At 35.7% G+C, this 14359-nt stretch carries 10 protein-coding genes; 3 read left to right on the top strand and 7 right to left on the bottom strand.

Features of this window, described 5'->3' with window-relative positions; genetic code table 11:
* Window positions 1-9 precede the first annotated feature (9 nt).
* Both AVL50_RS15800 and AVL50_RS15795 read right to left on the bottom strand, forming a co-directional pair.
* The gene (locus AVL50_RS15800) at window positions 10-279 is read right to left on the bottom strand and encodes a hypothetical protein (protein ID WP_062617440.1); all 270 of its coding nucleotides are present in this window, start codon (window positions 277-279) and stop codon (window positions 10-12) included.
* Window positions 280-555: 276 nt separating this feature from the next.
* The gene (locus tag AVL50_RS15795) at window positions 556-4578 is read right to left on the bottom strand and encodes an AAA domain-containing protein (protein WP_063850724.1); all 4023 of its coding nucleotides are present in this window, start codon (window positions 4576-4578) and stop codon (window positions 556-558) included.
* 306 nt (window positions 4579-4884) lie between these two features.
* Between AVL50_RS15795 and AVL50_RS15790 the strand changes: the two genes are divergently transcribed.
* A complete protein-coding gene (locus tag AVL50_RS15790) occupies window positions 4885-5916 on the top strand; it encodes an FAD:protein FMN transferase (protein WP_062617438.1) in 1032 nt (343 codons plus the stop codon).
* A 94-nt stretch (window positions 5917-6010) separates the two neighbouring features.
* Here AVL50_RS15790 and AVL50_RS15785 read toward each other — a convergent pair whose 3' ends face one another.
* From AVL50_RS15785 to AVL50_RS15775, 3 genes are all read right to left on the bottom strand, one after another.
* Window positions 6011-7138, bottom strand: coding sequence for a linear amide C-N hydrolase (locus tag AVL50_RS15785; protein ID WP_062617437.1), 1128 nt, complete (start codon window positions 7136-7138; stop codon window positions 6011-6013).
* Between the two features lie 145 nt (window positions 7139-7283).
* Window positions 7284-8339 carry an MBL fold metallo-hydrolase gene (locus tag AVL50_RS15780; protein ID WP_062617436.1) on the bottom strand — a complete coding sequence of 352 codons (1056 nt, stop codon included), beginning with the start codon at window positions 8337-8339 and terminating at the stop codon, window positions 7284-7286.
* A 157-nt stretch (window positions 8340-8496) separates the two neighbouring features.
* On the bottom strand, window positions 8497-8886 hold the full coding sequence (locus AVL50_RS15775; RefSeq protein WP_062617435.1) for a DoxX family protein: 390 nt from the start codon (window positions 8884-8886) through the stop codon (window positions 8497-8499).
* Between the two features lie 216 nt (window positions 8887-9102).
* On the opposite strand from AVL50_RS15775, the gene AVL50_RS33015 reads away from it, so the two are divergent.
* A complete protein-coding gene (locus AVL50_RS33015) occupies window positions 9103-9267 on the top strand; it encodes a hypothetical protein (RefSeq protein ID WP_157491354.1) in 165 nt (54 codons plus the stop codon).
* A 48-nt stretch (window positions 9268-9315) separates the two neighbouring features.
* Here AVL50_RS33015 and AVL50_RS15770 read toward each other — a convergent pair whose 3' ends face one another.
* On the bottom strand, window positions 9316-12189 hold the full coding sequence (locus AVL50_RS15770) for a T9SS type A sorting domain-containing protein (protein ID WP_082795847.1): 2874 nt from the start codon (window positions 12187-12189) through the stop codon (window positions 9316-9318).
* A 146-nt stretch (window positions 12190-12335) separates the two neighbouring features.
* The gene (locus tag AVL50_RS15765; RefSeq protein WP_157491353.1) at window positions 12336-12737 is read right to left on the bottom strand and encodes a hypothetical protein; all 402 of its coding nucleotides are present in this window, start codon (window positions 12735-12737) and stop codon (window positions 12336-12338) included.
* Between the two features lie 385 nt (window positions 12738-13122).
* Here AVL50_RS15765 and pgk point away from each other — a divergent pair, with 385 nt between their 5' ends.
* Window positions 13123-14310 (top strand): phosphoglycerate kinase, encoded by a 1188-nt coding sequence (pgk, locus tag AVL50_RS15760; protein WP_044201208.1) that lies wholly within the window; start codon window positions 13123-13125, stop codon window positions 14308-14310.
* Window positions 14311-14359 lie beyond the last annotated feature (49 nt).

Below are 14359 nucleotides of genomic sequence, written 5' to 3'. Positions count from 1 at the left end.
ACATGTTTTTTAGTGCTTTTTGAAATTTCTAGTTGAAATTAAATGTCCACAGTCTGTTTTGTGGTAATTTACTTTGGCTTTGTATTCTACTTTACCTACAATCTCAGGATCTCTGTAAATTTTCAATACATGTCCTTTCGGGAAAGTACCCACTTTAACCATTTTACCTTCAACTAAAATGTATTTTGGCGTTTTACTCTTTGTTTTCACAATAACTTCATTAGCCATTGTCATTAATGGTAAAACCAACATTGATAATATAATTAATGCTTTCTTCATAGCCTCTCGTTTTAGTTTAGATTACCTATACCGAAAAAGTAGCGTCAAAGGTTTATTCCTTTATCTATTATTAACTAATGCAACGGATAAAAGACAAATATGTTTTCTATCATTTTTATGCACAGTCAAACAAATATATCAAATAAAGTAAAACCTTTAATCTTTTATATGTAAAAAATACGTTTAATAAAATGTAACGTTCTTAAAATAAAGAGGTTATATTTTTAGACGTGATAAAACTTAATTTTTGCAATCTAAAATTCATATTAGCAAAGACTATTTACTCTCCATGTATCGACCATTTTCTGTCAAATCAATATATTCTTGCACGGCATTTCTAAACTTTTTCCCGTTTTTCCATAGGTTTCTACTGTAGAAACGCTGATAGGTCCAGTGCTTGTTTTGTAATTCGATAGGGAAATAACCGTGTGCTTCTTTCACAGAAATAAATTGATGATAAGCTTCATCATCCGTCATTAATAAACCAATTGGAGAAGCTTTATCCATCACGGTCAATGCAGAGAAAGGAATCATCTCTTTGATTTCATGACTGTTTAGAATGGCTTCTTTTAGGGTTTTGCCAAATGACCACGAGGTACTTGGTTGTGCCGATGGTTGATAACCATTGTCTTGAATATCTTTTGCGTAATAAAGGAATTTCTTCAGTAATTTAGGTCCTTCATTTTTACTGTCATCAACATTTAACTGATGAGAAAGAATACTGCTGATTACATACATTTTCTTTCTTGCTCTCGTAATGGCTACATTCAAGCGTTTTTCCCCGCCTTCTTGACTTAGAGTACCAAACTGTAAGTTGATTTTTCCTTTTTCATTGGGAGCATAAGTAACAGAAAGGAGAATATGGTCCCTTTCATCACCTTGTATATTTTCAATATTTTTGATGATTAATTCTTCTGGCCAATTGACATCCAAGCGATCCATTATCTCTTGAATCAGTTCTTGCTGTTTATGGTTAAAAGTAATAATACCAATACTCTTTTCTCCTCTTTCAACAAGTCGCTTTGCCAATTTTACTACCTTAATGGCTTCTTCTTGGTTGATGCCTTTTTTCCATAATCCTTCTTCAACTTTAATAAATTCGATGCCACTTTCTTTAGCATCTAATTTTTCAAAGTAAGGAATAAAGCGGAGTTTATTTTTATAAAAATGTTGATTAGAGAAGTCAATTAAATCAAAAGTCTGACTTCTGTAATGGCCCAATAAATAATGTTCTGATAAGTATTGCTTCCCAAGATCTAAGAGAGAATTTACTTCCAAAGCGGGGTCCAAATCATATTCTTCATCTTCTTCCCATCGAGGTTTGTATAAGTCAAATGGAGGTAATTGTTGTGAATCTCCTAAAATAGCTACCTGTGTACCTCTATACATGGCAGGAATTCCTTTTTCGGCAAAACACTGAGATGCTTCATCAAAAATGACCAAATCAAAAAATGGAATCAATGGGAAAATTGCCGATGCCGCCTCAGGCGAAGTTAACCAGCAGGGGAGCAGGTCGAGTACTTCATCTTGAAATTGATGAAATGTTTTTCTCAGAGGCCAAATACTTCTTTTCTTATTAACTTGATGATAGAGGTCTCTATAAGTCACTCTATTATTAAGACGGTTGTATTCTACTTTATCATAAGTTCTTTCTTTCAGTCTTACCAAAGTCATATCTGTAGAAATCGATCTTTTTTCCAGAATTGCTTCTTGAAGGTTTTTTTCCAGCTGTTCGATTGCACCATTAGAAACAATCCTCAATACAGGATGTTTCATTTCGATGTGATATAGCCAGCTGATATTCAAACTATTTTCGAGGTAAACTAAAACTTCTTCAATAGGGTGATTATGTACTCCTTCCAAGTGGGTATCGATCATTCTGAGTGCTGCCCATTCATGTGGTGTGAAGGAATCTTTGAGTTTATCAAAACGGCATATTTCATCAAAATCTTCTTCTAGTACTTCTTTGAAGTTTTCAAGGTCAATTTTGTCATTGATGATGTCCTCAATTTCTAAAGGAGAAAGGTATTGTTCCCACTTGACTCTTTCTTGAGGAATTTTATGGATGGTTTTGAAGAGGATATCAATTTTTGTCCATAATTCATCATAGCTATAATTCTGAAGTTCAATAAACTGAACACTTGAACGTAGAGAAGTATAATGTTTACGTGCTTCAATGGCTTTTCTGCCAGCACCAAACCAGTTTTCCCAGGCTTTTCTTTCTAAATCCTCAGGAAACTCAACAATCCACTCGTATTTACGCATGTCATTTTTCTGGTGCGTAAGGTTCATTCTGTTTTCCAAACGGTCACGAAGGTCTTGAAGACCTCTAGCTGTATTAGGAAGATTATTTTTCTGAAGGAGTTGATCAATATATTTCTTCTTGGAAGAGAATTGCCATTTCATTAAAGTCATCGGGTTGCTTCGGGCTCCAATAGCTGTAGTTACCCATTCTATAGCATCTCCCAATTCTTGATCAGTAAGTGTTTTTTCTATATCTGATCCTCTGTTATCAAATGAACTCATGCACCCTCTCTTATGATTTTGCCAATCTTGCAAAGTGGGTACTCTTCCTCTTTTCTTGATGATAGAATTGAACATTTTATAGACATCAGGATCACTGATAATTTCCATAAACTTCGTTACCTGTTCTTCTTGTCTTAAAATCCAAAGACACTCATCAAAAGAAAGTTCAACTTGAATGTTGTCTGCTATTTCGCTGAGTATTTTATTTTTGAAAGGAATGATATTATCCAAAATCTCATGGATATCTAGCACTGCACTGCTTTCAAAATGAGTAAATGGAATACGGTCTTTCCAGATATAATCTTCATGGTCCAGTTTTGATGCAAACTGAAGATAGGTATGTAAACGATCTTTATAGTAGTTGACCTCTTTTAAATCAAATTGTTGATAACAGCCTTTCAGATGAGTATGTGGAAGTTTTCTATCACATTTTAAGTATAATTCTTTTGCAGAAATCCCACATTCAGAGGCATCATAAAGTGCTTCTCTAAATTCCTCTAGCTGTGTAATGGTACTATCAATCTGTTTAGAAAGAAGAGCAAAAGTTCTTTCCAGTTGCATAGCACCCAGACTGTTATTGTCTTCCTTAAACTTTTCAATGGCATCAATCTGTTCATGCATTTTTTTGTAGATATAATTTCTATCATATCTATGATCATGCACCATAGCACAGAAAGTACCCAATGAAATATCTTTCATCCTCTGATACACAACTTCTAATGCGGCTCTTTTTTGGGAAATCACCAATACATTTTTACCTCTTGTGGTAAAATCAGCAATTAGATTACATATCAACTGAGATTTACCACTACCTGGAGGGCCTTGAACAACTACAGAATTTCCTCCTTTTACCTCTTTGATGACTTTTTCTTGAGAAGCATCAATGGGGTAAGGAGAAAGTAATTCTTCTTCTTGATTGGCTTTGCCCACATAAGTTTCTCTTAAGCCTAATACATCAAGGTGTTCTTCAGCACTGCCAAAGAATCCTTCAAGGTCTTTCACCTGATCGTTTTCAATCAAACGATCATAATCAGGCATTAAGTAAGAATCAGATTGTGGAAAAATTCCAATAAGGGCTTCAGAGAAAAGTTTCATTTGCCCTTCCTCAAATTGTTCTAGGAAATAGGCCTTGTTTTGTGGATCAAATCTTTTAATCCATTCTCCAAATGTATCTTGATTGAAATTGAGTTCTAAGTTAGAATCCTCAAGTGTATGGTATAATTTGGTTAGAAAAGCAGTGGTGTCCTTCGGAAAATCTTCAAAGGTCATTTCCAGAAAGTCATCTTCAAACATCACCCCATTATGGTGGGATATTGCCAAAAGCAGGGTTTTATTAAAAGTGACTTCAGTGTCTTCTCTTAATTCCAGTACCCAAGCACCATTTTCTTGTTTTAATTCAATAGGGAAAAATAATAATGGAGCCCTCAAGTTTCCACCGTTGATAAACCTTCCTTGTACAAAAGGGTAGCCCAAAAACAAATCATGACGACCTCCTTCTTCCAATACAAACTTTGCCGCCTTTGCTACTCTTCTGATCTGAGTACTGATTTTGTTGGCAAAAGCATCTCTGCTGTCTGCAACAGGACAGATGGGTATTGTTCTGAAGCCTTTGATTACTTGACGTATGATATCAAAAGCTGGAAGTTGCATTAACTGATCCAAGTCTGCAATATCTATATATTGCCCCGAGTACGCCCTTGGTAAATACAAAGACTTGTTTCTTGCTGATAAATTAGCAAGTCTTTTTTGATAGGTCTTGAGGGTCTTTTGCACAGTTCACTTTTTAATTTTGGTACTTAGAGCATTTTTGAATTCTATTTTAAATTAAAATCTGCTCTTTCAAAACGGTAAGGTGATTCATTTTATAGGCTTTAGTACTGCTGTTTTCTGCACAAATAATTTCCTCACAACTTACAAATAGCGTATTTTATCCTTAAAAATTCAGATTTCAAACATGCTTGCTCCAGAATCTTTCTAAAAAAATGCAAAACAAATAGGAGTAAAAGTATCTCTTACTCACCTTTGCAGCAAAAGGTTCTGAATTATATATCAAGATACACAACGAAAATTAAAATCGTAATGGATAACAGAAAGAAAAATATAATTTATTCATTTATTCTAATAACATTGGTCGGTATTGTTTGGGTTTATCGAAAATACAACCCTGAACTGCCTACACATTTTCATGTTAGAGGCACTACAATGGGAGTGGTTCCATACAATGTGAAATATATTGATACGGAGGGAAGGCCTTTGGATGAGGAAATCAAAAAAGTGCTTGCTGACTTCAATCAATCCTTATCTACTTATATTCCTTCTTCTGAAATTTCCCGTTTCAATTCGGGTACAGCATTCACTTACGAATCGGATTTCTTTTACCCTGTTTTAAAAGAAAGTAAAGAGGTTTACGAAGCTACTGAAGGTTCTTTTGATCCAACTATACAACCTCTAGTGAAAGCTTGGGGATTTGGTCCTGGTAAAACACCAACCATTAAAGACGAAGAGGTAGATTCTATTAAATCTTTTGTCAATTTTGCAACCTATGTATCTTTTGATACTAAAGAGGTGAAGAAATCAAAAGAAGGTGTGGAATTGGACTTCAGTGCAATTGCGAAAGGATATGCCGTAGATGTTGTAGCGGATTTATTGAGAGATAAAAACATCCATAATTTTATGGTTGAAATTGGTGGAGAAGTGGTTTGTGAAGGTCACAATGAGAAAGAGAAAATCTGGAAAATTGGTATTGATAATCCTCGTTATGGTGAGGGTGGACAGGAAGAACAACTTTCTCTAATTGTTGAATTACCGAACAAAGCATTGGCAACATCAGGTAATTATAGAAATTTCTATGTGAAGGATGGTAAAAAGTTTGCTCATACTTTAGATCCTCGATCAGGTTACCCTGTACAGCATAGCTTATTGAGTGCTTCGGTATTTTCTTCAAGCTGTATGAGATCAGATGCTTATGCCACAGCGTTCATGGTGATGGGAGTTGAAAAAGCAATAAAAGTGATCGAATCACATGCAGATTTAGAGGCAATTCTTATTTATGATGATAATGGTACAATGAAAAATTATATCTCTGAAGGTGCTGAGAAATTTATTAAATAAAATCTAAATATACCGGAAAACCGTAATTTGTACATTAAATCATAAGTAATGATACAAATTACGGTTTTCTGGTATTTATAAATTGATAACTTCCTTATTTTAAGTGGGGTGTTCTATCCAAAATATCTTGTGTTCTCTCGATATCTAAAGGAATTCTAACAATTTGATCACCCATGTTTGAGAAGTCAATTTCGCTCATATTGATTTGTTGCACTCTTCTGTTATCTTGAGTATGGTAATTGAAAACTAAATTAGTTAAATCCCAAGAAGTAGTCCAGATTGTAGCACTTCTCATTGTACTGTGATCTTTACCAAACATTTCTCCAGTTCCCTCTGCGCGGTCAGCACTGAGTGTTAAATTGAAGTTATCTAAGATTCTGAACATTTCGTAAAGAGATTCATCTGCGTTTTCCATAGGTCTAGTAGTTTGCGTCCATGCTACCGCTCTTACGAAACGTGATGGAGGCGTCATATCACCAGGAAGACCTACCATGCCTGACCCTACACCAATTTGCGAGAATGTGTTTCCGTTGATTGTTTTAGGTTTTGCAGTTTCAAAACTTAGGTTGATATAATTTCTGAGGTTGGTAAGGTGCCAATCGTACGATGGAGCATTAGTTATAACACCTACTGAGGCATCATAAATTTTTAACTCACCATTGATGTACTCTATCACGATTGATTCACCTGATGCATCAGTTACCATCCAATGCGAATCAACAACTATACCCAACGACTCTTCAATTACACCTACAACATTTACTTTTTGTAATCCTTCTTTTACTTCTTCTACAGTTGCAAATTGTGCCAGAATGTAGTTAGGTAATCCTTGTGATGAAATAGTATTGTCAGCTTCCTGTGAAACAAATTCTGGGTATTCAGCAAAGTCAGGAAAATAAAAATTTCCGATAGCTAACCCCATTTCATTCATGCCATCTACGATTAAATCTTTACCCATCCAGTCTAGGCCCATAAAACCGTACTTTGCTGAGAACTGTTTTCCATTTTGCCCTTCAGGAGTAAGACCTCTGAATTGAAACCCTTTGGGAATAAATGCTACTTGAGAATTAATATCAAATGAACCCCATTCCATGGATCTTCCATATCGGACTGTTCCATCTTCTGCGATGAGTCGGATACCTGTACAAGCGAAGATTGTAGAGTTGGCCAGTAATGCTAGGCATAAAGTTAAGATTGCTGAGACTTTGATTGACTTTTTCATGTTTTTAAATGACTAAATAGTTTAATTTTTTATTACACTACAAAGGTCATCTATTTCAATATCAATCATTTGCATAAAAATAAAAGAGATTTACACAAAAAAGTCAATCGCTTACACATTTACGTTAAATCACTGATTTTATAAATTAATCAATCTTTTCCCACCAGTTATTGTATTCATCATTTTGACCCATAACTACTATTTTACCTATTGGAGCAGTGAAAACATTCAAATTTTTCTTTTCCGCCTCAGCTACAAATCGCTCTACAGGTTCTTTCCAAGGATGTAATGCTAGAACAAAACCACCCCAATGAACAGGAAATGCATTTTTGACTTTAGCATCAATAGCTGCTTGAACGCTTTCTTCTGGAAACATATGAATCAAGTGCCAATTTTCATTGTATTGTCCGTTTTCCATAAAACCCCAATCAAATGGACCTAGTTTCTCGCCTACTTCTTTAAAATGATCTCCATAACCTCCATCACCGCTCCAGTAAATAGAGTGCTCAGCAGTTTTAAACACCCAGCCACCCCAAAGAGATTTGGCTCTGTCGGTCAGCCCTCTGCCAGAAAAATGTCTTGAAGGTGTATAAGTGATTTCTATATCATCAACTGTGGTTTTATCCCACCAGTCCATTTCTATAATTTTACTTTCTGCGACACCCCATGTGATTAAGTGTCTCTTAATACCCAGACCTACAATATATTGGTTGGTTTTAGGAATTAGTTTTTCAATACTCGCCAGATCAAGATGATCATAATGATCATGTGTCATCATCAACACATCAATTTTAGGAAGCTGATCAATGATGTCAAGGCTGTTTTCACTAAAACGTTTAGTAGTGATGGGACCAATAGGGGAGGCATTAGGCCCTAACATAGGATCAATCAATATATTTTTTCCACTTAGTTGAAGTAGTAAAGCTGAGTGTCCATACCACGCACATTTTGGTGCATTTGGTGTGCTATTAAAAACTTCTTTGTTGAATGGCAGAATGGGTAGATTGCTTTTGGGGGCTCTTTCAGCTCTATTGGTGAGCTGTTTTTTTAATAAGCCTGGAATATTTTTAATGCTAATATTCATTGTGGTTAAAGCAAGGTTTTCAAATTTACCTTCCTTCCACTGTGGAGACTTTTCCAATTTTGATTGTTCTTTGGGAGTTACTTTTCCTCCAAACTGCTTTTTGAAATTGCTGAGCATATAAAATGATATATGGTGTGTATTAGGTCAGGTTTGATGTCACATTAAATAATAAAGCATCAAACAAGTCTTATGAAGTTAAGGATGTTATTTATTTCACCAAAAAAATAACCCCACTAAAATTAGCGAGGTTAGTATAATTAATTTATCTATTTTTTTATTTCAATGCGAACCGGTTCAGATTTGGAATATTATCTTTTTCAACCCAAAGTACTATAGCACTTAAGATTTCCGTAAGAACAGCAAGGAAAAATAAGCTTCCTCCATCACCATTGACTTCTATACCTAAAAGAGTAAGGTGCATAAATACGGCTCCTCCAATTATTCCAAAAGTTAAAACAGCTCCTAACCATGAAGTTCTTGGTATTAATATCAATATTGCGGCGATTAATTCCATTATACCCACTCCAATTCTTCCAAAAGGTTCCATTCCTACAGTTGTAAAAATATAAACGCTATCAGGATGGGCAGTGAATTTAAATCTTAAGGTTTGAACTAATATTAAAGCAACAACAAGTTTTAAAATAATAATAATGTACTTTTTCATAATCTATATATTTTTTTGTTTTTGGTATACTACAAATATGAGAAGTTTAGCGTATACACAATGTGAAGTACTTCACAGAGCTTAAAAAAAGACGATATTTTATTTGAGTAGCTCATTATGTGGTGTTTATATATCTTAATAAATAAATCTCTGAGTAAAAAGGTTTCGTAAAAAATAAAAAACTTAACTCTTTCATTGATTTAATATTTCGTTAAAATGATTTTAAAGACCGTACGACCATATATCAGAAAATTCTTCTTTTGGTTCAAGTTGACTGTAACGTTGACATCAAGTTCATTGATTTCAACTGCAGAGGGAGCAGAACATGAATTTTTTATCTTATCCTTTGTGGAAGACGTTGCTGAAATGATTGTGGAATAAAAAAGACACCCCTTACGAAGTGTCTTTCAGTAATAAAACATTTCAAATTTATTGAACAATAAGCTTCAAACTCTTTATTTGATTGTTGTATGAAAGCTTTATTATATAACTACCTGATCCGAGGTTAGGATGAGGTATCTTATATTGATAATTACCTAATTGAAGTTGATCAATTTTTTCAGAATAAAGTGATTGCCCTTTAAGGGTAATAATCTCAATTACAAGTGATGTTCTAATTTCACTATTTATTTTTAACGTGATATTCTCCCCAGCACTCAACGGTGATTTTAATATTGAGAAATCAAGCATTGATGGAATATCTATTATTGATGTTATAGTATCTTCGCCATCGCCATCGCCATCGCCATCGCCATCGCCATCGCCATCGCCATCGCCATCACCATCGCCATCGCCATCACCATCGCTATCACCATCGCTATCACCATCACCATCACTATCTCCATCTCCACCATTGCCGTCACCATCGTCATCATTTAAATTGTGAGTCCAAGCACCTCTGCCGTGAGTTCCAGCAATAACTTGATCGTCATATATTTTTAAATCCCAAACGGAAACGGCAGGGAAATTACCTTCTAACCTATTCCAGTTTCCACCCCCATCTGTAGTTTCAAAAATACCAATTTCTGTGGCAGCCCATAGTTTATCGGGTTCTTCAGGAAATTCAAGTACATCAAAAACAGCCACATCAGGAAATCCAGTGTCACTTGTTCTTACATTGGCCACTGTTTCAAAACCCGTAATGTCGTTCCATGTTTCACCAAAGTCAGTCGTTTTTATGATTTTGGCCGCGCCTAGAAATGAAAACATGACATAAGCTGTGGCAGAGTCATTAGGACTTGTAGCTAGTCCTGATATAAAACCTGTAGCTGTATTTGTAAAATCAAAATTGTTGGTAGCATCAAAAGAACGACCACCATCTTTTGAAACATAGATGCTATTATTATTGTTCATAGCCCCACCTGCCCATACTACTATGGGTGACTTTTCAGAAACCTCAACATCAAGAAAGCTTGTAGCATTCCACTTTTCAGTAATGGAAACACCTGTCCATGTTTGCCCGAAATCAGGTGATTTCCAAACACCATTAAAGCCTACCGTGTAAAGTGTGTCAGGAGCTTCAGGGTGATTGCCAAGCATGGAAATGAAAGGGGCATTGTCTTCACCAACATCACCTAATCCAGATTCTTCCGAATCCACCATTGAAAATGTAGTACCACCATTAAATGAAATAGCAAAATTATTGTTGTAATAAGAACCAATCAGTATTGTCGAATCTCTTTTGTTGATTAAGCTTGCAAAACCATCTCCTCCAATAACAGGTTGATAAGCCGTGGAAGCTGTTGAGGCATTGCCTTTTGGAGAAATCCAAGACCCGTTATCTTGTGTGCCGAAAAAGTACCTGTTTTCACTAGGGAATTTGTCAATAGCATAAATTTGAGTAGTGTTTACACCATCACCAATTTTGGTCCAAGCTCCTTCTCCTTCGCCTGGTGTTGTTGTATCTTGGGTGTGGTAAATGCCCCCATCATTGGTTACGATGATTGAAAAAGTTTCAGCATCATTGTTTATAGAACCTAAAGTGAGAAAATGCTGATCAGGGTGGAAAACGTCAGCATCATTGGGGCCGTCTCCGTTGTATTGACCATAAGCATCGGTTAATTCTATAAATGTTCCGTTGTCTTGATCGTCAACAATTACTTTACATAAATCTACTCCACCAATATAAACCACATTTTCATCAAATGGATGTGCTAAAACGGTATGATCGTACCAACCTTGCCCTCCAAGAAAAGCGTAGCTTGAATTGTCCAAGGAAACAAAATTCCATGTGTCTCCTTTATCTCTAGAAATGTATAAATTTCCATCCTGACTGCTATCGCCTTGCCCTGCAATAGAAGCAAAGATGACGTTGGTGTTTTTAGGAGAAACGGCCAATTCTACTCTTCCATTTTGCGTTACATCAGTGGTAGTAAGGGTTGACCAACTGTCGCCACTGTCTGTTGATTTAATAAATTCTGTACCATTGACAGTGGCGTACATAATACTGAAATCACCAGGTTCAAAAACTAATGATTCTACAAAACTGTCGGCATTGTAAACCAACGACCAATTGTCTCCTCCGTCTGTAGTTTTATAGATCCCAAATGCACTGCTGACGACGTTATCTCTAGTAGATACAGCAATTAAGACGGTATTGGCATCATCAGGGTCAATGATAAGTTTGTAGATGGTTTCAAATTGCATTTTTCCTTCTAATGCAGGTAAGAAGGCCCAAGTAACACCGCCGTCCGTTGATTTTAAAATACCATTGCCCACAATAGATCCAAAACCAGAAAAGCCTTCACCTGTACCGGCGTACCAGATTTTGGTATTAGAGGGAGCAACCGCCATACATGAAATAGCAATGCTTGAAGAGGTGACACCTGAGATATCTGTCCATGAAGCGCCTTTATCTGTTGTTTTCCAAATTCCACCACCTACAGCACCTAGTAAAATAGTATTGCCTGATGTGTCATTTGGGTCAACGACAGCTGCACGTGTTCTGCCAGGAGAGTTGGAAGGTCCTCTTTCTACCCAAGTATAAGAGTTGATATTGTTTTTACGCTGATTGCTTTGAATGGCCTTTTTCAATTCTTGCACCTGATACCCGGCAACGTAATTTTTTCCTGAAGTATTGTACTTCATTTTGTGGAGTATTTCTAGGTACTTTTTAGGCTGATTTGATTTTTTGTAACCATTTTTTCTTTTCCACTTTTTCAATGCTTGTTCATAAGCGACAACATCTTCCGAAGAATAGATTTTAGGTAAGATGGGCTTTGAGGATTCATGATTTGAAAAATAGTAAAGATTAGAGCAGAGTAAAGCCATTATGAAAGTAATGGATAGTAGCTTTTTAATCATAGTTATTGAGTATTAAATGAGAAAAGTGTCAGGTCAAGAATAAGATATACTAGGTAAGTACTAGGGGGATACAAATGATGTAGCCATCACTTTACCTAGTACTTATAATTTAATTTTGATAGAGTAAGTACTGTCCTGGTACTTAATTATAACTTCGTCGTGTTTCCAGTAGTTACATCAATAGAATAACGGATAACATTGGACGCACCTTGTTGTGCTATTCCCATTTTCTGTGATGTCTTAATGTGGTTTTCATCCAGCCAGGATACATTGCCATCAATAAGCGTTTTTACTGGAACTATTATGTTCTCTTTGGGATCGAGTACAATATAACTTAGTTTTTGCTTCACCATATTTTCCGATTTTGTGAAACATAAATAGTAAGTGTTTTTATCATTTGGAATGATTTGCACGTTATCACTTTTCAGAACTGTTTGTGCTTTAGAAAGCATATTTTTATTGATTTCTGATTGATCCATTTTTTTAGGTTGACATCCCATCAACATCAGTATAAGAAAAGATAAAACATAAGGAGTTTTTAACGGCATAATAATGGAAGATTTTTTTAATGATGGATACTTTTTTAAAGTATTAATTAGAGAGATCATCTACTTAAAAATTGAACTGAGGTGATGGCATTTGAAAAGTGATAGATGAATAGCTTCAATACTGATTTCAGCATCATCAAAACACCCTATAATTATTACACCTCAAGTGCTATTGTGAAAGTTATTCTGAACAAGAGCGAATATCTAAACCATATATTAAATTTCATAATAAAACATTATATTAAAATGAAATAACGTGCATTTTACGCTTTATTGAAATAATTTTTTCCTCTGATTTTAGTCATTTTTTTAGAAGAAATATAGCTATATGTTGCGGGTGCAATTTTAAAAATTCACAATATTCTAAAAAACGTAGTTTATTAATATGAAAACTATCGATTCTTATAATTTCGCAGGTAAGAAAGCGGTTGTACGTGTTGACTTGAACGTACCTTTAAACCCAGATTTTTCAGTTCGTGATTTCACTCGTATCAATGCAGTAATTGCTACAGTTAAGAAAATCGTTGCTGACGGTGGTTCTGCTATCTTGATGTCTCACATGGGTCGTCCAAAAGATGGTTTTGAGGACAAGTTCTCTTTAAAGCACGTTGTAGCTCCATTATCTGAAAAATTAGGTCTTGAAGTAAAATTCGGTGGTGATCCAATCGGTGCTGAAGCAGACGAAATGGCTGCAAACTTACAGCCTGGTGAAGTAATGTTATTGGATAACTTACGTTTCTACAAAGAAGAGAAAAAAGGTGACGAAGAGTTTGCTAAGAAATTAGCTTCTCGTGGTGATGTTTGGGTAATGGACGCATTCGGTACTGCTCACAGAGCACACGCTTCTACTGCAGTTATCGCTAAGTTCGTAGACGAAAAAGTTTCTGGTTATGTAATGGGTCGTGAAGTTGAAAACGCGAAGAAAATTACTGAAAATCCAGCACGTCCTTTCACTGCTATCATGGGTGGTGCTAAGGTATCTGACAAGATTTTATTAATCGAGCGTATCATGGAAGTTGCTGATAATATCATTATCGGTGGTGGTATGGCTTATACATTCTTCAAAGCACAAGGTGGTACTATCGGTAACTCTTTATGTGAAGAAGATAAATTAGATTTAGCTTTAGAATTAATCGAAAAAGCAAAAGCAAAAGGAGTAAACTTGGTATTGCCAGTAGATTCAGTTTGTGGTGACAAATTCGGTGAAGATGCAGCTGTTGCTTCTTATGATTCTAACGCTATCGCTGACGGTTATATGGGTCTTGATATCGGACCTAAAGCAGCTGAAGAATTCTCTAAAATTATCAAAGAATCAAAATCTATCCTTTGGAACGGACCAATGGGTGTTTCTGAGTGGGAAAACTTTGCTAACGGTACTACTACTGTTGCAACTGCAGTGGCTGAAGCTACTGAAGCTGGTGCATTCTCATTGATCGGTGGTGGTGACTCTGCTGCTGCTGTAAACACTTTAGGTTTTGGTGATAGAGTATCATACATCTCAACAGGTGGTGGTGCTATGTTGGAATTAATGGAAGGTAAAGTTCTTCCTGGTATTGCAGCGTTAGAAGACTAATATTTCGCAACCAAGTATATTTCCTTAGATATTACTATCTAAAAACAAG

This window comes from Flammeovirga sp. SJP92 (assembly GCF_001583495.1).
Taxonomy (GTDB): domain Bacteria; phylum Bacteroidota; class Bacteroidia; order Cytophagales; family Flammeovirgaceae; genus Flammeovirga.
Note: the sequence above shows the minus strand (reverse complement) of the source record. Positions and strands in the feature narration are given on the sequence as shown.